At 73.4% G+C, this 22,191-nt stretch carries 18 protein-coding genes and 1 riboswitch; of the genes, 4 read left to right on the top strand and 14 right to left on the bottom strand.

The window, feature by feature from the left end:
- Positions 1–5: 5 nt before the first annotated feature.
- Together OG500_RS12240 and OG500_RS12235 are read right to left on the bottom strand one after the other, a co-directional pair.
- The gene (locus OG500_RS12240) at positions 6–1,532 is read right to left on the bottom strand and encodes a cobyric acid synthase (protein ID WP_327066594.1); all 1,527 of its coding nucleotides are present in this window, start codon (positions 1,530–1,532) and stop codon (positions 6–8) included.
- A complete protein-coding gene (locus tag OG500_RS12235; protein ID WP_329579686.1) occupies positions 1,529–2,494 on the bottom strand; it encodes a cobalamin biosynthesis protein in 966 nt (321 codons plus the stop codon). Before OG500_RS12235 ends, OG500_RS12240 begins: the two co-directional genes overlap by 4 nt.
- 32 nt (positions 2,495–2,526) lie before the next feature.
- A riboswitch (cobalamin riboswitch) is annotated at positions 2,527–2,708 on the bottom strand.
- Positions 2,709–2,919: 211 nt separating this feature from the next.
- Between OG500_RS12235 and OG500_RS12230 the strand changes: the two genes are divergently transcribed.
- Positions 2,920–3,645 carry an XRE family transcriptional regulator gene (locus OG500_RS12230; RefSeq protein WP_329579683.1) on the top strand — a complete coding sequence of 242 codons (726 nt, stop codon included), beginning with the start codon at positions 2,920–2,922 and terminating at the stop codon, positions 3,643–3,645.
- A gap of 24 nt (positions 3,646–3,669) precedes the next feature.
- On the opposite strand, the gene OG500_RS12225 is transcribed toward OG500_RS12230, so the two are convergent.
- The 3 genes from OG500_RS12225 to OG500_RS12215 are packed head-to-tail and all read right to left on the bottom strand — an operon-like array spanning position 3,670 to position 5,496.
- On the bottom strand, positions 3,670–3,900 hold the full coding sequence (locus OG500_RS12225) for a hypothetical protein (RefSeq protein WP_327066591.1): 231 nt from the start codon (positions 3,898–3,900) through the stop codon (positions 3,670–3,672).
- A 51-nt stretch (positions 3,901–3,951) separates the two neighbouring features.
- Positions 3,952–5,136 (bottom strand): WXG100 family type VII secretion target, encoded by a 1,185-nt coding sequence (locus tag OG500_RS12220; RefSeq protein ID WP_329579680.1) that lies wholly within the window; start codon positions 5,134–5,136, stop codon positions 3,952–3,954.
- 12 nt (positions 5,137–5,148) lie between these two features.
- Positions 5,149–5,496: a type VII secretion target gene (locus tag OG500_RS12215; protein WP_327066589.1), complete on the bottom strand. Its 348-nt coding sequence runs from the start codon at positions 5,494–5,496 to the stop codon at positions 5,149–5,151.
- Positions 5,497–5,776: 280 nt separating this feature from the next.
- Between OG500_RS12215 and OG500_RS12210 the strand changes: the two genes are divergently transcribed.
- Both OG500_RS12210 and OG500_RS12205 read left to right on the top strand, forming a co-directional pair.
- A complete protein-coding gene (locus OG500_RS12210) occupies positions 5,777–6,904 on the top strand; it encodes an alpha/beta hydrolase (protein ID WP_329579675.1) in 1,128 nt (375 codons plus the stop codon).
- 314 nt (positions 6,905–7,218) lie between these two features.
- Positions 7,219–8,670 carry a hypothetical protein gene (locus OG500_RS12205; RefSeq protein WP_329579672.1) on the top strand — a complete coding sequence of 484 codons (1,452 nt, stop codon included), beginning with the start codon at positions 7,219–7,221 and terminating at the stop codon, positions 8,668–8,670.
- Between the two features lie 140 nt (positions 8,671–8,810).
- Here the strand turns inward: OG500_RS12205 and OG500_RS12200 are convergent, their stop codons facing one another.
- The 9 genes from OG500_RS12200 to OG500_RS12160 all read right to left on the bottom strand — a co-directional run bounded on the left by OG500_RS12200 (position 8,811) and on the right by OG500_RS12160 (position 20,176).
- Positions 8,811–9,707: a CDP-alcohol phosphatidyltransferase family protein gene (locus OG500_RS12200; protein ID WP_391447205.1), complete on the bottom strand. Its 897-nt coding sequence runs from the start codon at positions 9,705–9,707 to the stop codon at positions 8,811–8,813.
- Positions 9,694–10,386, bottom strand: coding sequence for a phosphatidylserine decarboxylase (locus OG500_RS12195; RefSeq protein WP_327066586.1), 693 nt, complete (start codon positions 10,384–10,386; stop codon positions 9,694–9,696). The genes OG500_RS12200 and OG500_RS12195 overlap by 14 nt, the downstream gene beginning before the upstream one ends.
- Positions 10,387–10,671: 285 nt before the next feature.
- Complete coding sequence (locus tag OG500_RS12190) at positions 10,672–11,874, bottom strand: acyl-CoA dehydrogenase family protein (protein WP_327066585.1); 1,203 nt, start codon at positions 11,872–11,874, stop codon at positions 10,672–10,674.
- A gap of 147 nt (positions 11,875–12,021) precedes the next feature.
- Positions 12,022–12,525 carry a MaoC family dehydratase gene (locus OG500_RS12185; protein ID WP_329579670.1) on the bottom strand — a complete coding sequence of 168 codons (504 nt, stop codon included), beginning with the start codon at positions 12,523–12,525 and terminating at the stop codon, positions 12,022–12,024.
- Positions 12,526–12,541: 16 nt separating this feature from the next.
- The gene (locus OG500_RS12180; RefSeq protein WP_327066583.1) at positions 12,542–13,555 is read right to left on the bottom strand and encodes an HpcH/HpaI aldolase/citrate lyase family protein; all 1,014 of its coding nucleotides are present in this window, start codon (positions 13,553–13,555) and stop codon (positions 12,542–12,544) included.
- Complete coding sequence (locus OG500_RS12175) at positions 13,552–15,594, bottom strand: protein meaA (RefSeq protein ID WP_329579665.1); 2,043 nt, start codon at positions 15,592–15,594, stop codon at positions 13,552–13,554. Before OG500_RS12175 ends, OG500_RS12180 begins: the two co-directional genes overlap by 4 nt.
- Positions 15,594–16,964: a crotonyl-CoA carboxylase/reductase gene (gene ccrA, locus OG500_RS12170; RefSeq protein ID WP_327066581.1), complete on the bottom strand. Its 1,371-nt coding sequence runs from the start codon at positions 16,962–16,964 to the stop codon at positions 15,594–15,596. The genes OG500_RS12175 and ccrA overlap by 1 nt, the downstream gene beginning before the upstream one ends.
- Positions 16,965–17,273: 309 nt before the next feature.
- Positions 17,274–18,176, bottom strand: a complete 903-nt coding sequence (locus OG500_RS12165) for a TetR family transcriptional regulator (RefSeq protein WP_329579661.1) — start codon at positions 18,174–18,176, stop codon at positions 17,274–17,276.
- 191 nt (positions 18,177–18,367) lie between these two features.
- Entirely contained in the window at positions 18,368–20,176 is a 1,809-nt protein-coding gene (locus OG500_RS12160) for a 3-hydroxyacyl-CoA dehydrogenase family protein (protein WP_329579658.1), read from the bottom strand.
- Positions 20,177–20,742: 566 nt separating this feature from the next.
- On the opposite strand from OG500_RS12160, the gene OG500_RS12155 reads away from it, so the two are divergent.
- A complete protein-coding gene (locus tag OG500_RS12155) occupies positions 20,743–22,188 on the top strand; it encodes a glutamine synthetase family protein (RefSeq protein ID WP_329579654.1) in 1,446 nt (481 codons plus the stop codon).
- Positions 22,189–22,191: the final 3 nt, after the last annotated feature.

Here is a 22,191-nt window from a genome sequence, read left to right as displayed (position 1 = left end):
GTCGCTCACGGGCGGTCACCTTCCATAGTGCGCGCAGCCGGCGCGCCCGGGGGTACGAACGGTGCGTCGCCGACGACGCCGCCCTCGATCAGCCGCCACAGCGCGTCGGTGTCGGCGTGCTCCTCGATCAGGTCGCCCAGCCGGTCCAGCCGGGCCTCGCGGGCGGCGGCGAACGCGGTGTCGGGGGCCGGGGTGAAGTCCCGTCCGGCGAGCGCGGCCACCTCGCGCAGGAACGCCCGGCGGAAGCCGTCGTTCTCCAGCGCCCCGTGCCAGGTGGTGCCCCAGACCGCGCCCTCGCGGCAGCCGTCCAGGAAGGCCTCTCCGCCCTCCACGGTCACCACCCCGTGGTGGATCTCGTAGCCCTCGACCCGCTCGCCGAAGGCCTCGCCGACCGGTCGGGCGAGCACCTTCTCCGGGCCGAACTCGACCGCGGTCGGCAGCAGCCCCAGACCGTCCACCTGCCCCGCGCCCGACTCCACGACGTCGGTGATCCGCCGCCCCAGCATCTGGTAGCCGCCGCAGATCCCGAGCACCGGGCGTCCGGCGGCGGCCCGCTCGCGCAGCGTCCGCTCCAGGCCGCGCTCGCGCAGCCAGGCGAGGTCGGCGACGGTGGCCCGGGTGCCGGGCAGCACCACGAGGTCGGCGTCGGCCAGCTCCTCGGGGCGGGTGGCCCAGCGCACCAGCACCCCGGGTTCCTGGGCCAGCGCGTCCAGGTCGGTGAAGTTGGACAGCCGGGGGAAGCGCGGCACGGCCACCCGCAGCACGTCCGCGCCGTACGGGCCGACCGCCTCCGTGTGCGCCACCGCGGTGGACAGGTCCAGCGAGTCCTCGGCGTCCAGCCACAGGCCCGCCAGCATCGGCAGGGTGCCGAGCACCGGACGGCCGGTCAGCTCGTGCAGCATGTCCAGGCCGGGCTTCAGCAGCCGGGCGTCGCCGCGGAACTTGTTCACCAGCCAGCCCGCCACCAGGCGCTGGTCCTCGGCCGAGAGCAGCGCCAGGGTGCCGAACATCGCGGCGAACACCCCGCCGCGGTCGATGTCGCCGACCACCACCACCGGCAGCTCGGCGGCCCTGGCCAGGCCCATGTTGGCGATGTCGCCGGCGCGCAGGTTGATCTCGGCGGGCGAGCCCGCGCCCTCGCAGATCACCACGTCGAAGCGGCGGCGCAGGTCCGCCAGGCACTCCAGCGAGCGCTCCAGCAGATAGGGCTTGCGGTCCCGGTAGTCGAGCGCGCCGACCTCGCCGACCGGGCGGCCGAGCAGCACCACCTGGCTGCGCCCGTCGGCGCCCGGCTTGAGCAGCACCGGGTTCATCGCCGCCTCCGGCTCGACCCGGGCCGCCTGGGCCTGCATCACCTGGGCGCGCCCGATCTCGGCGCCGTCCAGGGTGACCATCGAGTTGAGCGACATGTTCTGCGCCTTGAACGGGGCCACCTTGACGCCCCGGCGCACCAGCCAGCGGCAGATCCCGGCGGTCACCACGCTCTTGCCGGCATCCGAGGTGGTACCGGCCACCAGCAGTGCGTTGCTCATATCCGCTCCTTGTGGGTCAGCGTCCGCACGGCCAGGCGCAGCGCCACCGTGGTCCCCAGCGCCAGCAGCCCGACCCGGCGCGAGAGCCGGCAGGCCCGCTCGATGTCCGCCACCGCGACCGGGCGCAGTTCGGCGCCGAGCACCGGCCGGTGCTCCACCTTGGCGCCGTAGTGCAGCGTGCCGCCCAGGCGTACGCCCAGCGCGCCCGCGAAGGCCGATTCGGCCTGCCCGGCGTTCGGGCTCGGGTGCGCGCCGCCGTCGCGCCGCCAGACGCGCCAGGCGGTGTCCCGGCGCTCCGCCGCGGCCACCGTGAGCAGCGCGGTCAGCCGGGCGCCGGGCCAGCCGGCCACGTCGTCCAGCCGGGCCGCGGCCCAGCCGAACCGGCGGTAGCGCGCCGACTTGTGACCCACCATCGCGTCCAGCGTGTTGACGGCCCGGAACGCGAGCAGCCCGGGGGCGCCCGCGACCGCGCCCCAGACCAGGGCGTTGACCACGGCGTCGGCGGTGTTCTCGGCCACCGACTCGACCACGGCGCGGGCCAGCTGCTGCTCGTCCAGCGCGCTCGGGTCGCGCCCGCACAGGTGCGGCAGGCGCCGGCGGGCGGCTGCCAGATCGCCGGCGGTCAGCGCGGTGCCGACGGTACGGGCCTCGCGGGCGAGCGAACTGCCGCCGAGCACGGTCCAGGTGGCGGCGGCGGTCAGCGCGGCGGCGCCCGCCCGGTGCCGGCCGGCCAGCTGCTGCACGCCCGCCGCGCCCGCCGCCACCGCGGTGACGCAGAGCGCGGTGTGCAGCGCCCCCGCCCCGCGGTGGTCGCGCCAGAGCGCGCGTTCCAGCCGTCCGGCCGCCCGGCCGAAGGCGGCCACCGGGTGGCCGCGGCGCGGGTCGCCGAACCGGGCGTCGGCGGCGTAGCCGGCCAGGGCGCCGAGGGCGTACGGCAGCGCGCGGTGGGAAACCCCCGCCATCTGTTGCGTGTCCTCACTCAGGGTCCGCGCCCTGGATCGACGAAACGGGGGCGAGAGTCTCCTGGCTCCCGGGTGGTGACGCACCCCCGGGCCTTCCAACGGCCCTGTGGCGGACCGCCGTGACCGTTCGTCGGGCGTGCTCCCCGGTGACAGTGGCGGGACCGCGCCGGATTCGCACCGGCTTCCTCTCCATGCCTCCGATTGGCCCAAGGATCCCATCACGCGCGCGAAGCGGGAGTCAACCAGGTCACCGGCCGAGTCGGTCACACCACCGGGGCGCCCGGGCCGGTACCGGACCAGCGGCGGGGGCGCCGGCCTCGCGCCGCAGCCGCTGGCCGATCGTCCAACGGCGGTCGGCGGGCCGCCGACCGGCTTCGTGCGTTCCGCGGGTGGGGGCGCCGCGACCCCGACTCTAGCGTCGGCCCATGCGAAGAAGCAGGCCACCGGCCCCCACCCCGGTCCCGTTCTCCCCGCGGGCCGCCCGCGCCCACCGGGAGAGCCTCGGCCTGACGCCCGAACAGGTGGTGCGCGCGATGTCCGCGCACGGCGTGCGCCTGCTCGCGCCCCACCTGACCGCCTGGGAGAGCGGCGAGCTGCGCCCCACCGAGCGGGAGTTCATCGCGCTGGCCCGGGCCCTGTGGTGCCCGGCGGCCGAGCTGATGGGCGCACCGCCCGCCTCGCTGCGCGACTTCCGGGTGGCCCGGGAGCTGACCGCGGAGCAGGCCGCGGCCCGGATCGGGATGGGCCCGGACGCCTACCTCGGCGCCGAGCGCACCGGGCGCTGGAGCGGAACCCCGGAGCAGAGCGCCGCGCTGGTCGAGGTGCTCGGCCTGACCCTGCGGGACCTGGTGCTGCGGGTGTGCGGCGCGGGCGAGGCGCTCGACCAGCGGCTGCGGAGTTGCGTCGAGGGGCGCTGGCAGGCCCAGCTGCCGGCGGTGGCGGCGCTGGTGCCGGTGCCGCGGCCGAGCCTGGCCGCGGTGCTGGCCGCGCTCCCGGGCGAGTACCAGGTGGCCTCGCACTGGGGCGCCGGCTCCTGGGGCACCCCGGCGCCCGCCGCAAAGGGCCCGCGGTCCGCGGAGCCGGCGGTGCCGCGGCTCGACCGCTTCTGGGCGCTGCTGGCCCGCCAGGACACCGGCGGGATCCCGGTCTGACCTGCCGCCGGGGTGCTCCGCGGCTCAGAAGAGCGCGTAGCCCAGCCACCCCGCCAGCAGGCCCGCCGCCAGCAGCACCGTGCCGAGCCCGTAGGCCCGCCCCCGCTTGTCCGAGTGGCGGGCCAGCAGGAAGAGGAAGACCAGGCCGAACCCCGCCAGCAGCACGGCCACCACCATCACGGCCCCGCCGAGGACGGGCCCCAGCGTGCCGGAGTGGTCCGCGGGATTGGGGTGCGCTATCGCGGCAAGTTCCACAGCGCCGTCCTATTCTGTTCTCATCTGTTCCCACCGCGGCCGGGCCGCGGACTAACCCGTCGGCTGTTCGGCCGGCGGGAGGTTGATCTTCGGCATGTCCTTGAGGCCGGCCTCGATCTTGGACAGTGTCTGCACGTCCGACTCGATACCGCCGCCAGCAGCATAGATGGCCGTGTTGAGACCGGTGCTGTAGCCGTCCTTGGCGCCGGTCTCGCGCAGGGTGGCGCGGTAGCTGAGGTTCTCACCGCCCAGCAGGCCCTTCTCCTCCAGGGCGTTGAAGACCTCGTGGTTGGTCGCGTTGCCGAGGCCGCCGGTGGCGGCGTTGGTGAGCGCGTCCTGCCAGTCCTGGCTGCCGGTGGCGCCGCCCCACAGGTCGGCGGTGAGTCCGCCGGAGACGTTGCCCAGCGCGCCGTTGACGGTGGTGCCCAGCCGGCCGTCCCCACTGAGGATGTCGGCCAGCTTCCCGGATGCGCTCGGCGCCAGGCCCGCGCCGAGGCCGGTGACGACCGCGGTGCCGAGCGCTTCGCGCGACCCGGTGGTCATGTCCCCGGTGAGGTCGACCTTCTGGCCGGTGGCAGCCTGGTTGAGCGCCATCGCGCCGGTGTCGGCCACGAAGTTGGTGACGAAGGCTTCGCCGCCCTTCTTGAGGAAGGCGGCCCCGAACTTCGCCACGAAGACCAGCATCTTCTCCAACAGCTGCGCGTACTTCTCGGCCATTCCGGTGAACTTCGCGATCAGCGCGGCGACCTTCTCGGCCGCCGTGGTAAAGGCCTTCACCAGGTCCGTGATCTTGGCGACCTTGGAGACCACCGCCGCGTTGGCCAGCAGGTCGGACAGGAATCCGGTGAAGAGCGAGAGCGCGGCCCCCGCCACCTCCATCTCGGCGATCTGCACCCCGATGTCGATGATCTGCTCGTTGATCGAGTCGATCGTGTCGGCGTACTCGCGCAGACCGGCGGCGACCTGGTGGAAGTTGCCGGCGACATCCTGGATGACCTTCTTCTGGGCGGCCCATGCCTGTCCGAAGGCCGCGCGGGCCGCGCCCGACCAGTCCTTCTGGTCCAGGCCCTCGATGGCGAGGTCGATGCCGGTGGCCAAGCCGGTGAGCTCATCGCCCATCGCGTCCCAGGCAGCCGCCATCTTGCGCAGCTGGTCGCCGTCGCCGCCCGGCAGCTCCACGCCGCAGGCCTGCAGGACCTCAAGGACCTTGTGGTCTATCGCACCGTTGAACGACATGCCGTCAGCCTCTCAGGCCGTCTGTCCGACGGAGGACATCTTCTGGTGCGCGGCGGCCTCCGCCGCCGCGTAGGCGGACGCGGTCGCCCGCAGCCGGTCGGCGTTGCCGCCCAGCACCTGGTGCAGCTGCCCGAGCGCCTTGGTGGTGCTGCCGAGCAGGCTCTGGTACTGGCTCAGCGCGCCGTCGCAGGCCCCGAGCAGGCCGAACGCCTGGCCGGCGGTGTCCGCGGCCGAGGTGAAGGAGGACACCTGCCCGTTGAACTGCCCGGCCTCGGTGTCGAACCTGCCGGCCAGCGAGGTAAGTGAGGCCGGGTGGACCTCGAACTGGCCGCCCCCGCCGCCGTCTGTGCCCGCGTTCATCGCTGTTCTCCCGTTGCTCCGGCGTTCAGGCCCCCGTGGCCGCAGTCGCGCGCATCATGTTAGAGCGTCCCTCCAGCCGCGGACGGCCGGGTCCCCGACACCCGCGCAGAGCTTGCGCAAGACCGCCGCGGGGTCCGACCAATGGTGCCGATGCGGTGCGCCCGAGGTGCCCGGACGGCGGTGCTGCGGTGGCCGGACGGCATGACGCGCGGTGGACTGGGAAGGTCGTGTCCGACCCGCCGTCGCCGTGTACACCGCCGTCACCAGTCCCGGGAGAGCCATGCGTTGGGGAACCGCCGTCGTCGCAGCCACCGCCGTCGCCGCCGCCGCGGGGGCGGCGGCCCTGCTGATCGGGCGCCGGGTCGCCGATCTGAGTCTGCGCCCCGAGCTCGCCGAGGACGGCGGCCTCAAGGGCGAGCCCGCCCTGCGGGTGCTGGAGGTCGGCGCCCAGGAGGTGAGCCTGACCCGCACTCAGGCCGGCCTGCGCCGCGGTCGCTACGCGCTGGACTGGCCGGGCGGCCACGCGGTCGTCGGCCAGGTGCTGCGCACCGGCCCGCGCAGCGTCACCCGCCGCCTGGAGCTGACGGCCGGCGCCCCGCTGACGGCGGGCACCGAGGTGGAGCTGAGCCCCCGGGTGCTGCGCGGCGACCCGGGCTCGGCCTGCGGCCTGGACTACATGGACGTGATCGTCGACGGCGAGCTCGGCGCGCTGCCCGCCTGGTACGTGCCGGCGGTCCGCGGCACCTGGGTGATCGCGGTGCACGGCCGGCTCGCCGACCGCCGCCAGGCGCTGCCGGTGCTGCCGGTGCTCAAGCGGCTCAACCTGCCCGCGCTGGTGGTCAGCTACCGCGGCGACCAGGGCGCCCCGGCCTCGCCGGACGGGATCGGGCACTTCGGCGAGACCGAGTGGCACGACGTGGAGGCGGCGATCCGGTTCGCCAAGGAGGCGGGCGCCGGGCGGATCGTGCTCTACGGCTGGTCGGTGGGCGCGTCGACGGTGCTGCAGACCGCCGCCCGCTCCGACTACCGCGAGTCGGTGGCCGGTCTGGTGCTGGACTCGCCGGTGCTCGACTGGTCGGCCTCGGTGCGCGGGGTGGCCGCCCGGTCCGGCGTGCAGGGCGCGCTGGCGGGGAAGCTGGGGGCCTGGTCGGCCGAGGCCCGCACCGGCGTGGACCAGGACGCCTTCGCCCGGATCGCCGACGGCGCCGAGCTGGCCGCGCCCACCCTGCTGCTGCACAGCCCGCAGGACACCGTGGTGCCGTTCGCCGCCGCCCAGCGCCTGGCCGACCGCCGCCCGGACCTGGTAAGCCTGTACCCGGTGCCGGACGCCGGGCACGCCGCGCTGTGGAACGCCGACCCGCACGGGTACGAGGAGCGGCTGCGGCGCTTCCTGACGCCGCTGCTCTGATCCGGCCGCCGCGCTGATCCGGCGCCGCTCCGATCCGGGGGCAGCCGCCCGTGCCGGATGCGCGCACTGGGTCACCCCTTGACCACGGTCCGTGCCCCCCACTAGTGTCGTGCACAAGTCACGCGGCCGTCCCTGGGCCCGGTTTGGCCGCTCTTGCCCCGAGTCCGCCCGGCCGGCCACCCCAGTCCGTCGAAGACGCGCCGAACTCGATGTGACAGAAGCCCCGTACACGGGGAAGACTGCACGGCGTGACGTCTCGGAATCCGCGCGACCGTGATGCCCCGCTCCCGCCGACCACGGGTACCGGCGCGACGGTGACCCGTCTACCCGGTACGACCCGGCGCGTCGACGGCACCCAGCCGGGCCGCCCCGCCGCCCCGCGCCGGCGCCCGCCCAAGCCGGCCCCCGGCCGCGGCCGGCTCCCGGTGCCCGAGGGCTTCCCCGGCCCCGCCGAGCTCGCCCCGCTGGCCCGCCGGATGCTCACCGACGCGGTGCGCATCGCGCGCTGGGCCGGCGAGCTGGAGGCCGTCGACAAGCGCGGCGAACTGCTCCCCGACGACGCCCGCGCGGCCGGCCGCGCGCTGGCCATGACGGTCGGCGCCGCGGCCAAGGCCTGGGGCCAGGCCCTGCTGGTCGGCCTGGTCGAGCCGCGGGACGGCGGCGCCGCCCCCGGCTGGCGGCTGCACGCCTGGGAGCACGACGACGAGGCCGTGCTGCGCGGCTGGTCCGCGCTCTTCGACGCCTGGACCCTGCTCGCCCCGGTGCCGCCCGCCGCGCTGCGCGGCGTCTTCGCGGTGCTCGCCGGGCAGGCCGTGGACCAGGCGCCCCAGCTGCTCTCCTTCCTCCACCTGGTGGACGGCCCGGTGGCCGAGAGCGAGCTGATGGAGCTGCTGCGGCGCGGCCTCGGGGCGCCCCCCGGCCACCAGGCCCACGGCGCCGCTGCGGGCTTCGTGAGCCTGTCGCCGGTGCCGCACGCGGCCTCCGCCGTCTCGGCCGTGCGCGGCACCTGCCGCGAGCCGCAGATCGACACCCCGCCCGCGCCCTCCGACATCGCCGCCGTACTGGACTGGATGCTGGACGGCCTGACCGCCGTCGGCGCCGTGGTGCGGGCCGACGCCGCCGCCGAGCTCTCCTCGCTGGGCCACTGGGCGGTGCGCGCCAAGCTGGAGGAGATCTGCACGGTCGCCCAGACCGCCGCCGGCCACATCGAGCAGAGCGCGCTGGAACTGCTGGACGCCTGCGCCCACTACTCCCCGGGCCCGGCCCGGGCCGAGTACCGGGCCTGGGTCGCCGCCCGCCCGGTGGACCGCGCCGTCCACGAGCTCCTGGAGGCCGCCCGCGGCGAGGACGCGCTGCTGCGCGGGCTCGCCTTCGAGGCGCTGCGGGTGGCCGGCGGCACCGCCGAGCAGGCCGTGCGGGCCGCGGTCGACGAGCCGGTGCTGCGCCCGTACGCGCTGCTCTGGCTGGCCGAGCAGCTGGACGAGGACGGCGTGGTGCCGTCCGACGTGCTGAGCGCCGAGGACGCCGCCTGGCTCTGGGTGGACACCGCCGCCGCCGTGCTGGACCACGGCGAGGTCGAGCTGCTGGTGGGCCACGTGGAGGGGGCCAGCGCCGGAGACCCGGTGCGGCTGTTCGCCCGGGCCCGCCAGTCCGGCCACGCGCGTGCGGCCTCGGTGCTCACGGCGGTGGCCGGCGTGCACCCCGACGCCGCGGTCGCCCGGGCGGCCCGGCGCTCGGCGTTCAGCGTCCACCACGGCGGCGCCTGACCGGCCGCCCACGGCCATGACAGCCACGACGGCCACGACGGGGCCCGCGGCCACGACGACGGAGCCCGCGCCCGCAGCAACGACCGCGGCCCCCTGATCCGGTGTGGATCAGGGGGCCGCGGTCGTTGCCGGGTGGCGGATCAGCAGCCGCGGGACTCCGCGCGGCGGGCCCGCACGTCGCCGACCTTCTGGCCGACCTTGCGGCGGATCACCAGCAGCGGGGCCATGGCGGCCAGCGCGATCTGGGCGACGGCGCCGATGTGCATCAGCACGTCACCGCCGGGCAGACCGGCGGCCCAGGCGGCCAGGCAGCCGATCGAGACCACGATCCAGGCCAGCGTGGCGGTGGCCAGCAGGCCCTGCGGCTTGGGGTACTCGACCTTGCTGACCATCAGGTAGGCCACGCCGAAGATGGCCAGCAGGCCGGCCAGGAACGGCGGGTCGAGCAGCACGATGGCGATCACCGTCATCGCGCCCATCGGGCAGGGCATGCCCTGGAAGACGCCGGGGCGCATCTTGACCGCGGAGAACCGGGCCAGTCGCAGCACCACCGAGAGCAGCACGGTCAGCGCGATGAAGGCGGACAGGCCCTGGCCGTTGCCGCCCGAGCCGCCGACGATGCCCCAGACGGCGACGAAGTAGGCGGGGGCGATGCCGAAGCTGATCAGGTCGGCCAGGTTGTCCAGCTCCGCGCCCAGCGCCGAGGAGCGCAGCTTGCGGGCCACCAGGCCGTCGAAGAGGTCGCACATCGAGCCGAGCAGCAGCAGGGTCACGGCGGTGGCCGCACCGTGGCGGATCATGCCGCCGGTGCCGTCACCGGTGCCGCTGATGTGCGGGATGAGCATGTTGGTGGTGATCGAGTAGATCGCCAGGAAACCGCAGACGGCGTTGCCCAGGGTCAGGAAGTCCGCCGTGGACAGGGTCTGCGGTGAACGCGGCGCGCGTAGCTCGCGGTCGCGTGCCCAGCGGCGCCGGCGCAGCTCGGTCTCCTCCGAGTCGCCGATGCCCACCAGGGTCTCGGGATCAGTCACGGTCAAGGCGTGTCACCCCCGCGGTCGTCTTCTGGCCGACCTCGACGCCGACCTCGACGCCGGGCGGCAGGTAGGTGTCGACGCGGGAGCCGAAGCGGATCAGGCCGATCCGCTCGCCCTGCTCGACCTTGGTGCCGGCGGGCACGTACGGCACGATGCGGCGCGCCACGGCGCCGGCGATCTGCACCATCTCGATGTCGCCGAGCTCGGTGTCGAAGTGCCAGACGACCCGCTCGTTGCGGTCGCTGTCCTTGTTGAACGCGGGGACGAAGCCGCCGGCGATGTGCTCGACGGAGGTCACGGTGCCCGGCAGCGGAGCCCGGTTGACGTGCACGTTGAGCGGGCTCATGAAGATCGCCACCCGGGTGCGGCCGTCGGGCCAGGCGTCGATGCTCTGCACCACGCCATCGGCCGGCGAGATCACTCTGCCGGCGCCGATCTCGCGCTCGGGGTCGCGGAAGAACCACAGCATGCCCGCGCTGAGCGCGCAGGTCGGTACCGCCGCGAGAGCCCACTTGCCGTTCCGCTTGGTGAGAGCGGTGGTCAGGGCCGCGGTGGCCAGGGTCGGGACGAACCAGGGGGTGGCTCCGCGCGCGATGGTGACGCGGGGTCGCCGGCCGGCCGTCTCGGGAGCGAGGGCATCGCGTTCCGTGACGGAGGAGCGTGGGGACGGGCTGATGGGCATCGAAGACCTTTATCGCGGGGGATCTTGGCCTGCACGGGGGCCAACCGCGGGGATCGGGTGATAAGGGGACAGCTGCTGTCCCGGTGGATGCTATCGGGAGCAGGTGGTGGGTGGGCAACCCGCCTGCTCGTTCAACTGTCTCCTACCGTGCCGGAGCACACGCGCTATGTATACGACCGTAGCGGGCCGGTGGTCGGTTCCCAAGGGACCGTCAAGATCCGTGAAACATCTCTCAGCCCCGTGGGCGGGCCTCGCGCGCGGCGGCGGCCCACCCACGGGTGGTCGCTACTCGGCGAGCCGGTACTCCTCCAGCAGGCGGCGGCCGACGATCATCTTCTGGATCTCCGCGGTGCCCTCGCCGATCAGCAGCATCGGCGCCTCGCGGTACAGGCGCTCGATCTCGTACTCCTTGGAGAAGCCGTAGCCGCCGTGGATCCGGAAGGAGTCCTCGACGACCTCCTTGCAGTACTCGGAGGCGAGGTACTTGGCCATGCCGGCCTCGAGGTCGTTGCGCTCGCCGCTGTCCTTCTTGCGGGCGGCCATCACCATCATCTGGTGCGCGGCCTCGACCTTGGTGGCCATTTCGGCCAGCTTGAACTGGATCGCCTGGTGCTCGGCGATCTTCTTGCCGAAGGTGGAGCGCTGCTGGGCGTAGGAGATGCCGAGCTCGAAGGCGCGCCGGGCCACTCCGCAGCCGCGCGCGGCCACGTTGACCCGGCCGACCTCGACGCCGTCCATCATCTGGTAGAAGCCCTTGCCGGGGACGCCGCCGAGGATCCGGTTGGCCGGAATTCGTACGTCCTGGAGCACCAGCTCGGTGGTGTCGACGCCCTTGTAGCCCATCTTCTCGATCTTGCCGGGCACGGTCAGACCGGGGACGGTCGGGTTCGGGCCGAAGCCGGGCGTCTTCTCGATCAGGAAGGTGGTCATGTTGCGGTAGGGGGTGTCGGCGCCCTCGTCCGTCTTGCAGAGCACCGCGACCAGGGTGGAGGTGCCGCCGTTGGTCAGCCACATCTTCTGGCCGTTGAGGACGTAGAACTCGCCGTCCTTGACGCCCTTGGTGCTGATCGCCGAGACGTCCGAGCCCAGGCCCGGCTCGGACATCGAGAAGGCGCCGCGGATCTCGCCGGCGGCCATCCTGGGCAGGAAGTACTCCTTCTGCTCCTGGGTGCCGTGGGCGTTGATCATGTGGGCCACGATGAAGTGGGTGTTGACGATGCCGGACACCGACATCCAGCCACGGGCGATCTCCTCGACCACCAGGGCGTAGGTGAGCAGCGACTCACCGAGGCCGCCGAACTCCTCGGGGATGGTCAGGCCGAACAGGCCCAGCTGCTTCATCCCCTCCACGATCGCGGCGGGGTACTCGTCCTTGTGCTCCAGCTCGGTGGCGACCGGGATGATCTCCTTGTCGACAAAATCCCGCACGGTGGCGAGGATGTCCCGCTGGATCTCGGTGAGGCCGTCGGTCTGTGCGAGGCGTCCCATCGTGCGGCTCCGAATGCTCTGGGTGTTCAGGAAAAGGCTCGGGAGGGGGTCGGGGGCCCCGCGAAGCGTGACTTTCGCGGAGCCCCCTGGACCGGCCAGGGGCCGATGACGGCGGCCCCTGACCGGGGGCATGGCGGGTGCGGCCGGTCAGGCCAGCGGGGTCGGGCGGCCGGGCTGCTCGCCGCCGCGCGCCTGGGTGTAGGTGGTGGTCGGCACCATCACCTTGCGGCGGAAGAGGCAGACGACGGTGCCGTCCTGCTTGTAGCCCTTGGTCTCGACGTAGACGATGCCGCGGTCGTCCTTGGACTTGGACGGCCACTTGTCCAGCACCGTGGTCTCGCCGTACAGGGTGTCGCCGTGGAAGGTCGGCGCGATGTGCCGCAGCGACTCGATCTCCAGGTTGGCGATCGCCTTGCCCGAGACGTCCGGGACGGACATGCCGAGCAGCAGCGAGTAGATGTAGTTGCCGACCACGACGTTCTTGCCGAAGTCCGTCGTCTTCTCCGCATAGTTGGTGTCCATGTGGAGGGGGTGGTGGTTCATGGTCAGCAGGCAGAAGAGGTGATCGTCGTACTCGGTGACGGTCTTCCCGGGCCAGTGCTTGTAGACCGCGCCGACCTCGAACTCCTCGTAGGTGCGTCCGAACTGCATCTCAGATCCCTCTTCCCTATGCCTGCGGGGGCTCGAACTTGGAGGTGCGCTCCATGCCCGCGGCACGGCCCTTGCCGGAGATCACCAGCGCCATCTTGCGGCTGGCCTCGTCGATCATCTCGTCGCCGAGCATCGCCGAGCCCTTGAAGCCGCCGGCCTCCGAGGTGCACCAGTCGTAGGCGTCCAGGATCAGCTCGGCGTGGTCGTAGTCCTCCTGGGAGGGCGAGTAGATCTCGTTCGCCGCGGCGACCTGGTCCGGGTGCAGCACCCACTTGCCGTCGAAGCCCAGCGCGGCGGACCGCCCGGCCACCTCGCGGTAGCCCTCGGCGTTGCGGATCTGCAGGTAGGGGCCGTCGATCGCCTGCAGGTCGTTGGCCCGGGCGGCCATCAGGATGCGCATCAGGATGTAGTGGTAGGCGTCGGCGTTGTAGCCGGGCGGCTGCTCGCCGACCACCAGGGACTTCATGTTGATCGAGGCCATGAAGTCGGCCGGGCCGAAGATGATGGTCTCCAGCCGCGGCGAGGCGGTGGCGATCGCGTCGACGTTGATCAGGCCCTTGGCGTTCTCGATCTGCGCCTCGATGCCGATCCTGCCGACCTCGAAGCCCATCGTCTTCTCGATCTGGGTGAGCAGCAGGTCCAGCGCCTTGACCTGCTCGGCGTCCTGCACCTTGGGCAGCATGATGCAGTCCAGGTTCGGGCCGGCGCCCTCGACCACCGTGATCACGTCGCGGTAGGTCCAGTGCGTGGTCCAGTCGTTGACCCGCACGACCTTGGTCTTCTTGCCCCAGTCGCCGTTGTTCAGCGCGTCCACGATGCTGTGCCGGGCGCTCTCCTTGACCAGGGGGGCGCAGGCGTCCTCCAGGTCGAGGAAGACCTGGTCGGCGGGCAGGCCCTGGGCCTTCTCCAGGAAGCGCGGGTTGCTGCCGGGGACGGCGAGACAGGAGCGGCGCGGGCGCAGGCGGTTGGGGGCGGCGGCGGAGCCGCTCGAAAGGAGGGTGGCGGCGGGCGACGGGTGGGCGTTGGTCATGAGGCGAGGGTCTCTTCCTTGGTCGGGGCCAGGTGGTTGGCCAGGCGGATCTCGTCGACGATCCGGCCGATGATGGTGGTGATGCCGAAGTCCTTCGGGGTGAACACGGCAGCGACGCCGGCGGCCTTGAGAGCCTCGCCGTCCGCTGCCGGGATGATGCCACCCACGATCACTGGCACATCCTCCACCCCGGCCCGGCGCAGCCGCCGCAGCACATCGGGGACCAACTCGGCGTGCGCGCCGGAGAGGATCGACAGGCCCACGCAGTGCACGTCCTCGGCCACCGCCGCCGCCACGATCTGCTCGGGGGTCAGCCGGATGCCCTGGTAGACCACCTCGAAGCCGGCGTCCCGGGCGCGCACCGCGATCTGCTCGGCACCGTTGGAGTGCCCGTCCAGGCCGGGCTTGCCGACCAGCAGGCGCAGCTTGCCGCAGCCCAGCTCGGCCGCCGTGGCGGCGACCGCCGCGCGCACCGCCGCCAGCTCGCCGCCGGGCTCGGCCGGCACCGCGACCGGCGCGCCGCCGACCCCGGTGGGGGCCCGGTACTCGCCGAAGACCTCGCGCAGCGCGAAGGCCCACTCGCCGGTGGTCACCCCGGCCCGCACGCAGTCGAGGGTGGCCGCCATCAGGTTGACCCCGGTGCCGGCGACCGCCTTGAGCTCGGCCAGCGCGCGCTGGGCCGCCGCGTCGTCGCGGGTCGCCTTCCAGGCCGCCAGGCTGTCCAGCACGCCCTGCTCGGCGGCCGGGTCGACCACCATGATCGCGGCGTCCAGGTCGGCGGTGAGCGGGTTCTCCTCGGTGGTGTCGAAGCAGTTCACCCCGACGATCTTGTCCTCGCCGCTCTCGATCCGGGCCCGGCGCTCGGCGTGCGAGGCGACCAGCGCGGACTTCAGGTAGCCGGACTCGACGGCGGGGATGATGCCCTCCCGCCCGTCACCGCTGCCCATGCCCAGCACCTTGGTGATCTCCGCCTCGGCGCCGGCCAGCAGCTCGGCGGTCTTCGCCTCGACCACGTGCGAGCCGGCGAACAGGTCCTCGTACTCCAGCAGGTCCGACTCGTAGGCCAGCACCTGCTGGATCCGCAGCGACCACTGCTGGTCCCAGGGCCGGGGCAGGCCCAGCGCCTCGTTCCAGGCGGGCAGCTGGACGGCGCGGGCGCGCGCGTCCTTGGAGAGCGTGACGCCCAGCATCTCCAGCACGATCCGCTGGACGTTGTTCTCCGGCTGCGCCTCGGTCAGACCCAGCGAGTTGACCTGCACGCCGTAGCGGAACCGGCGCTGCTTGGGGTCCTGGATGCCGTAGCGCTCCAGGGCGACCTTCTCCCAGAGCCGGCCGAAGGCCCGCAGCTTGCACATCTCCTCGACGAAGCGGACGCCCGCGTTGACGAAGAAGGAGATCCGGCCGACCACCTCGCCCATCCGCTCCTGGGGCACCTGGCCGCTGTCGCGGACCGCGTCCAGGACGGTGATCGCGGTGCACATCGCGAAGGCGATCTCCTGCACCGGGGTGGCGCCGGCCTCCTGCAGGTGGTAGCTGCAGATGTTGATCGGGTTCCACTTGGGGATCCCGGCCACCGTGTAGGCGATCATGTCGGTGATCAGCCGGATGGAGGGCCCGGGCGGGAAGACGTGCGTCCCGCGCGACAGGTACTCCTTGACGATGTCGTTCTGGGTGGTGCCGGTGAGCCTGGTGATGTCCGCGCCCTGCTCCTCGGCGACCACCTGGTAGAGCGCCAGCAGCCACATCGCGGTGGCGTTGATGGTCATCGAGGTGTTGGTGCGCTCCAGCGGGATCCCGTCGAAGAGCGCGCGCATGTCGCCGATGTGGCCCACCGGGACGCCGACCCGGCCGACCTCGCCGCGGGCCAGCACGTGGTCCGAGTCGTAGCCGGTCTGGGTGGGCAGGTCGAAGGCGACCGAGAGGCCGGTCTGGCCCTTGGCCAGGTTGCGCCGGTAGAGCGCGTTGGAGTCCGCGGCGGTGGAGTGGCCGGCGTAGGTGCGCATCAGCCAGGGCCGGTCGCGGTTCTGACGATCGGTCATCAGATGTCCCGGCTGCCCTGGTGCTTCCGCTCGTCGAGCTCGCGGAAGATGTTGATCGCCGGCAGGTGCTTGGCGCGCAGCTCGGCGTCGCGCACGCCCAGGCCCTCCTCGGGGGCCAGGCAGAGCACGCCCACCTTGCCCTGGTGCTTGTTGTGGTGGACGTCGAGGGCGGCCTGGCCGGTCTCCTCCAGGGAGTAGACCTTGGAGACGGTGGGGTGGATCTTTCCCTTGGCGATCAGGCGGTTGGCCTCCCACGCCTCGCGGTAGTTGGCGAAGTGCGAGCCGACGATCTTCTTGAGCGACATCCACAGGTAGCGGTTGTCGTACTGGTGCATGAAGCCGGAGGTGGAGGCGCAGGTGACGATGGTGCCGCCCTTGCGGGTGACGTAGACGCTGGCGCCGAAGGTCTCGCGGCCCGGGTGCTCGAAGACGATGTCCACGTCCTCGCCGCCGGTCAGCTCGCGGATCCGGCCGCCCAGGCGCTTCCACTCGCGCGGGTCCTGGGTGTTCTCGTCCTTCCAGAACTTGTAGGCCTCGGCGCTGCGGTCGATGATCGCCTCGGCGCCCATCGCCCGGCAGATCTCGGCCTTCTGGGGGCTGGAGACCACGCAGATCGGGGTGGCGCCGCCGGCCAGCGCGTACTGGGTCGCGTAGGAGCCGAGGCCGCCGCTGGCGCCCCAGATCAGCACGTTGTCGCCCTGCTTCATGCCGGCGCCGTTGCGGCTGACCAGCTGGCGGTAGGCGGTGGAGTTGACCAGGCCGGGGGAGGCGGCCTCCTCCCAGGTGAGGTGCGCGGGCTTGGGCATCAGCTGGTTGGTCTTCACCAGGGCCAGCTGGGCCAGGCCGCCGAAGTTCGTCTCGAAGCCCCAGATCCGCTGCTCCGGGTCCATCATCGTGTCGTCGTGGCCGTCCGGGCTCTCCAGCTCGACCGAGAGGCAGTGCGCGACCACCTCGTCGCCCGGCTTCCAGGCGTTGACGCCCGCGCCGGTGCGCAGCACCACGCCGGCCAGGTCCGAGCCGAGCACGTGGTACGGCAGGTCGTGGCGCTTGGTCAGCGGGGACAGCCGCCCGTAGCGCTCCAGGAAGCCGAAGGTGGAGACCGGCTCGTAGATCGAGGACCACACGGTGTTGTAGTTGACGGCGCTGGCCATCACGGCCACCAGGGCCTCGCCCGGGCCCAGTTCGGGCACCGCGACCTCGTCCAGGTGGAGCGAGCGGCGCGGGTCCTTGTCCCGGCTCTCCAGCCCGGCGAACATCTGCTCCTCGTCCTTGTGGAGCGTCACCGCCCGGTAGGACTCGGGCAGTTTCAGCGCGGCGAAGTCCGCCGCCACGCTGTCGGCGCTGAGGATCGCGTCGAGGATTTCCTTCATGGCTGCCTCCGAAGGCGTACCTGTGAGGGCGCACAGGGCGTCTGGGGGAGCCGGGAGCGGACACCGGCTTCGCTGGGTGGACTGCTGGCCCCCGGGGTGTGGGGACGCCGGACGGCGGCGCGCCGAGGTGGGGAGCCGCGGCGCCGCGACTGGTGAGTAACAAGCTACTGGCACCCTGTGCCACTCGTAAAGACACTGGGTGCCATGATTTTTGAGCCCGCTGCGAGGGCGTTCCGGCCAGCTCCGAGGCAGCCGAAAGGCCCACCCCGAATCTCGGAATGGGCCTTCTGACCTGCGGTTATCCGGCGCTCAGCGACTGAGCGCGGCCTTGATGCTGTCCAGCACCTGCTCCAGCGGCGCGTCGGTTCTGGCCACTGTGATGACCACCTCACCGCCCGGGGTGGCACTGAGGGCACTCGCGGCCAGCGGTTCCAGCGCGGCCTCGGCACCCTCGGTGGCACCGGGTGCCACAAGCGTGCCGCGGCGCCGCACCCCGCGCGGCGCGGTGGCCCAGAAGGTCCCCCGGATCACCTCGAAGGAGTGCTCCAGCTGCGCCTCCACGTCCCCGTGGCCGCCGGCCCGCAGCCAGCGGCGCAGCACGTGGTTGTGGGCCGCGACCACGGCCGCCGCCGAGACCTCGGCGAGCATCGAGTCGTCGTCCCCGCCGTGCTGCCAGCCCGGCGGGATCGCCGTCCCCTCCGTGCCCGTCCCCACCGCCGCGTCGAACCGCCCGAGCAGGTACCGCGTGAACAGCCGCTCGTAGCGGGCCACCACCGCGATCTCCCGCTCGCGCAGCGCCGGCACCTGACGGATCAGCTGGTAGCGCGCCACCGAGACGGCAGGGGTGGCCGCGTACATGTGCAGCACCTCCTTGATGCCGCGGCAGACCACGTCCAGCGGGTGCTCCTCGGGCTCCGCGCTGGCCAGCAGGTCGGCCACCCGGACCAGGGTGTCGTCGTGGTCCGGGAAGATCGCCTCCTCCTTGGAACGGAAGTAGCGGAAGAAGGTGCGCCGGGCCACCCCCGCGGCGGCCGCGATCTGATCGACCGTGGTCTCCTCGTACCCCTGGGTGGCGAACAGCTCCATCGCGGCCTGCGCGAGGTCCTGACGCATCTGCTGGCGCTGCGCGGCGGCCCGGCGATGGCCAGGGGCGTGTTCGGCGACCGCGGTGGTGCGCCCGCCCCGCTCGGTGGCTGACTGTTCCGCATCCATGGCTGGAACGCTACACGCCTGGGCGAGCGCTCCCGGCGCCGTTGCCCGGACCGGTCGCCGCACCGCGGCGGCGGCCGGGCTCACCGCGGGGCGGGGCCAGCGGCTCGCGACGGCCGCCTCGTCCCAGACCGGGCGCAGCGGGCGCGGGGGGCCGGGCCGGGTGGGCTCCTGGCCGGCGCCCTGGGTGCCGGTCATCGGCGCGCGTGGTCGCGGAAGCCGCGGCCCGTCTTGCGGCCCAGGCAGCCGGCCGCCACCAGGTGCTCCAGCAGCGGCGCCGCGGCCAGCCCCGGTTCGCGGAACTCCTGGTGCAGCACCCGCTCGATGGTCAGCGAGACGTCCAGGCCGACCACGTCGAGGAGCTCGAAGGGGCCCATCGGGTAGCCGCAGCCCAGCTTCATCGCGGTGTCGATGTCGTCGACCGTCGCGTAGTGCTCCTCCAGCATCCGCACCGCGTCGTTCAGGTAGGGGAAGAGCAGGGCGTTGACGATGAAGCCGGCCCGGTCGCCGCACTCCACCGGATGCTTGCGGACCCTGGCGCAGACCTCCAGCACGGTCGCGGTGACGTCCGGGGCGGTCAGCACCGTGGAGACCACCTCGACCAGCTTCATCGCGGGCGCCGGGTTGAAGAAGTGCATCCCGACCACGTCGCGCGGTCGCCCGGTGGCGGTGGCACAGCTGATCACCGGCAGGCTGGAGGTGGTGGTGGCCAGCACGGCGCCGGGCCGGCAGATCTTGTCCAGGGTGGCGAACAGCTCGCGCTTGACGGCCAGGTCCTCGGCCACCGCCTCCAGCACCAGGTCGGCCTCGGCCAGGTCGGTCAGCTGGGCGGCCGGCGTCACCAGGGCGAGCGCCGCCTCGCGCTGCTCCTCGGTGAGCCGGCCCTTCTCCACCGAGCGGGCCAGCGAGCGGGCCAGCTGGGACTTGGCCCGGTCGGCCTTCTCCTGGCTGCGGGCGACCAGGGTGACCTGGTAGCCGGCCTTGGCGAAGACCTCGGCGATGCCGGTGGCCATCGTCCCCGAGCCGCAGACGCCGACCCGCTCGACCACGCGCCCGGCGGTCCTCGCGACGGTGCCCGCGCCCGGTTCGGCCACCACCTTGGAGGAGCCCGGCGCCTCGTAGGTGTAGAAGCCGCGCCCGGTCTTGCGGCCGAGCAGGCCGGCCGCGACCAGCTGGCCGAGGATCGGCGCCGGGGCGTGCAGCCGGTCCCTGGACTGCTCGTACATCGCCTCCAGCACGGTGCGGGCGGTGTCCACGCCGATCAGGTCGAGCAGCGCGAGCGGGCCCATCGGCAGGCCGCAGCCCAGCCGCATCGCCGCGTCGATGTCCTCCCGGGTGGCGTACTTGGACTCGTACATGGCCGCCGCCTGGTTGAGGTAGGCGAAGAGCAGCCCGTTCACCACGAAGCCGGCCCGGTCGCCGGCGGCCACCGGCTCCTTGCCCAGCGAGCGGGCGAACCCGGCCGCCTCCTCGGCGACCTGGCCGGCGGTCAGCACGGTGCGGACCACCTCGACCAGCTTCATCGCGTGCACCGGGTTGAAGAAGTGCAGCCCGAGCACCCGGTCCGGGCGCCCGGTGGCGGCGGCGATCCGGGTCACCGAGAGCGAGGTGGTGCCGGTGGCCAGCACGGTGTGCGGCGGGCAGATCTTGTCCAGCTCGGCGAACAGGTCGCGCTTGAGCTCCAGTTGCTCGGGGATCTCCTCGATCACCAGGTCCGCCGCGGCGGCGGCGTCGAGCTGCGCGCCGACGCCGATCAGCGCGAGCAGCGCGGTGCGCTCCTCGGCGGTGAGCCGCTCGCGCTCCACCGCATGGGCGGTGGCGGCCTCGATCCGGGCCAGCGCCCGGGCGGCGCCGGCGGCGTCGGCCTCGATGCCGATCACGCGGCGGCCGCTGCGGGCGATCGCCACGGCGACCCCGGCGCCCATGGTGCCCAGGCCCACCACCGCGACGGTGGGGAAGGGCTGCGCGGTGGTGCTGCTGCTGGCAGAGTCGGGAGCCTGCATCTTTGCTGGTCCTTTCGGGAGGCCCGACCGGACTGCCGAGGCGGTGGCCGGGGGCGGGCGGGGCAGCCCGTGGGCGCGTGGCGCCGCACCGGGGCGGTGGCTGGACGGGCGCAGGCGTGCGGCGGTGGCGCGCTGGCGGCTGCTGCCGCGACGGCTGCGGGGGCGGTGGCGCACGGTTCGGCGCACCGAGGGGCGGCGCGCGGTCCGGCGCGCCTGGGCGTCAACGGGTGTGAGGCGCGGCTCCCGGGCCGGTCCGGTCCGCTCCGGCCGTACCACGAGATCACCGCAGGCCAGCACGGCCCCTGGGATCAGGCGGCCCGGCTGGTGAATGACGCAGAAGTGGCACCCGCCGCAGGCGTGACCCGCGGTGACTCGCCGGTGCGGCTCCCGAAGCCCGGCGGTGGTGCGTGCGGTCACTGTAGCGAAGTTGCCGGGACGCCGGAAGAGGGCATCCGAGCCCGGTGCGGGTGATCGCCGTCGCATCCGACGGACCGTCAGCTTCCGGAGAGCAGAACCACTCCTGCGGGTAATGGCCGGGAACCGGACCGCGCGACAGCATGGGTCGTATGAGCACCACCACGGCCGAGCAGGCGGAATCCTGGAGCAGCGAGCAGGTCGGCGAGCCGCCGTTCGGCGACGAGCCGCTCACCGCCGAGCTGCGGGCCGAGCGGGCCGCCCGGGCGCGGGTGGCCGCCGCCCGGCTGGCCGCCGAGGGCGTCGAGGGCGTGATCCTCGGCTGGGTGGACAACGCCGGCCTGGCCCGGGTCAAGACCGTCCCGGTCCGCCGTCTCGAACAGGCGGCCGCCTGGGGCGTCGGCGCCGCCCCCTCCTTCGACGTCTTCCTGGTGGACGACTCGATCACCACCAGCCGCCACATCGGCGGTCCGGCCGGCGACCTGCGGCTGATCCCCGATCTCGGCCGGCTGACCAGGCTGGCCGCCCAGCCCGGCTGGGCCTGGGCCCCCGCCGACCGGTACGCCCAGGACGGCACCGTGCACCCCGGCTGCCAGCGCCGCTTCGCCCAGCGGATGATCCACGCGGCCCGGTTGCGCGGCCTCGACCTGCGGGCCGGGATCGAGATCGAGTGGGTGGTGGCGCTGGCCGACGCCCCCGAGCAGCCGCCGGTCTACCCCACCCACGGCCCCGCCTACGGCCTGCACCGCCTGGTCGACCTCTCCGACTACCTGCGCGACCTGCTGCACGCCTTCGACGAGCAGGGCCTGTCCGTGCTCCAGCTCCACCCCGAGTACGCCCCCGGCCAGTTCGAGCTCTCGCTGGCCGCCCAGGGCCCGCTGGGCGCCGCCGACACCACTGTGCTGGCCCGCCAGACCATCCGCGCGGTGGGCCGCCGGCACGGCCTGCGCACCTCCTACGCCCCCGCCGTCGAGCCCGGCGGCGTCGGCAACGGCGGCCACCTGCACCTCTCGCTCTGGCGTGAGGGGCGCAACCTCGCCCAGGGCGGCCCCGGGCCCTACGGCCTCAACGGCGAGGCCGAGTCCTTCCTGGCCGGGGTGCTGGCCGAACTGCCCGCACTCCTGGCCCTCGGCGCGCCCAGCCCCGCGAGCTACCTGCGGCTGCTCCCGCAGCGCTGGGCCGGCGCCTTCCAGTGCTGGGGCATGGAGAACCGCGAGGCCGCGCTCCGCCTGATCCCCGGCCCGCCCGGCGAGGGCGCCGGCAGCGCCAACGCCGAGTTCAAGTGCTTCGACGCCGCCGCCAACCCGTACCTGCTGCTCGGCGCCGTGCTCGCCGCGGGCCTGACCGGAGTCGACGCCCGCCGCGCACTGCCCGCCGAGACCTGCGACGACCCGGCGCTGCTGCCGGAGGGCGAAGTCCCGCGGCTGCCCGGCACCCTGGCCGAGTCGGTGGCCGCATACCGCACCTCGGGCGTGCTGCGGGAGGCGATGGGCGATCCGCTCTACGAGGCGGTGCTGGCGGTGCGGCTGGGCGAGATCGAACTCTTCGCGGGCCACAGCCCCGAGCAGTTGGCCGCGGCCACCCGCTGGCGGTACTGAGTA

It is taken from the genome of Kitasatospora sp. NBC_01250 (assembly GCF_036226465.1).
Lineage (GTDB): Bacteria > Actinomycetota > Actinomycetes > Streptomycetales > Streptomycetaceae > Kitasatospora.
The sequence above is the reverse complement of the archived record's forward strand: the minus strand, read 5'-3'. Positions and strand labels throughout refer to the sequence as shown.

Coding starts and splice junctions, on each gene's coding strand:
- OG500_RS12235 (WP_329579686.1), bottom strand. CDS start 2,494: ATGGCGGGGGTTTCCCACCGCGCGCTGCCGTACGCCCTCGGCGCCCTG.
- OG500_RS12165 (WP_329579661.1), bottom strand. CDS start 18,176: ATGGATGCGGAACAGTCAGCCACCGAGCGGGGCGGGCGCACCACCGCG.
- OG500_RS12220 (WP_329579680.1), bottom strand. CDS start 5,136: ATGTCGTTCAACGGTGCGATAGACCACAAGGTCCTTGAGGTCCTGCAG.
- OG500_RS12240 (WP_327066594.1), bottom strand. CDS start 1,532: ATGAGCAACGCACTGCTGGTGGCCGGTACCACCTCGGATGCCGGCAAG.
- OG500_RS12190 (WP_327066585.1), bottom strand. CDS start 11,874: ATGGGACGCCTCGCACAGACCGACGGCCTCACCGAGATCCAGCGGGAC.
- OG500_RS12195 (WP_327066586.1), bottom strand. CDS start 10,386: ATGCCCATCAGCCCGTCCCCACGCTCCTCCGTCACGGAACGCGATGCC.
- OG500_RS12210 (WP_329579675.1), top strand. CDS start 5,777: ATGCGTTGGGGAACCGCCGTCGTCGCAGCCACCGCCGTCGCCGCCGCC.
- OG500_RS12180 (WP_327066583.1), bottom strand. CDS start 13,555: ATGACCAACGCCCACCCGTCGCCCGCCGCCACCCTCCTTTCGAGCGGC.
- OG500_RS12160 (WP_329579658.1), bottom strand. CDS start 20,176: ATGCAGGCTCCCGACTCTGCCAGCAGCAGCACCACCGCGCAGCCCTTC.
- OG500_RS12215 (WP_327066589.1), bottom strand. CDS start 5,496: ATGAACGCGGGCACAGACGGCGGCGGGGGCGGCCAGTTCGAGGTCCAC.
- OG500_RS12230 (WP_329579683.1), top strand. CDS start 2,920: ATGCGAAGAAGCAGGCCACCGGCCCCCACCCCGGTCCCGTTCTCCCCG.
- OG500_RS12175 (WP_329579665.1), bottom strand. CDS start 15,594: ATGACCGATCGTCAGAACCGCGACCGGCCCTGGCTGATGCGCACCTAC.
- OG500_RS12155 (WP_329579654.1), top strand. CDS start 20,743: ATGAGCACCACCACGGCCGAGCAGGCGGAATCCTGGAGCAGCGAGCAG.
- ccrA (WP_327066581.1), bottom strand. CDS start 16,964: ATGAAGGAAATCCTCGACGCGATCCTCAGCGCCGACAGCGTGGCGGCG.
- OG500_RS12185 (WP_329579670.1), bottom strand. CDS start 12,525: ATGCAGTTCGGACGCACCTACGAGGAGTTCGAGGTCGGCGCGGTCTAC.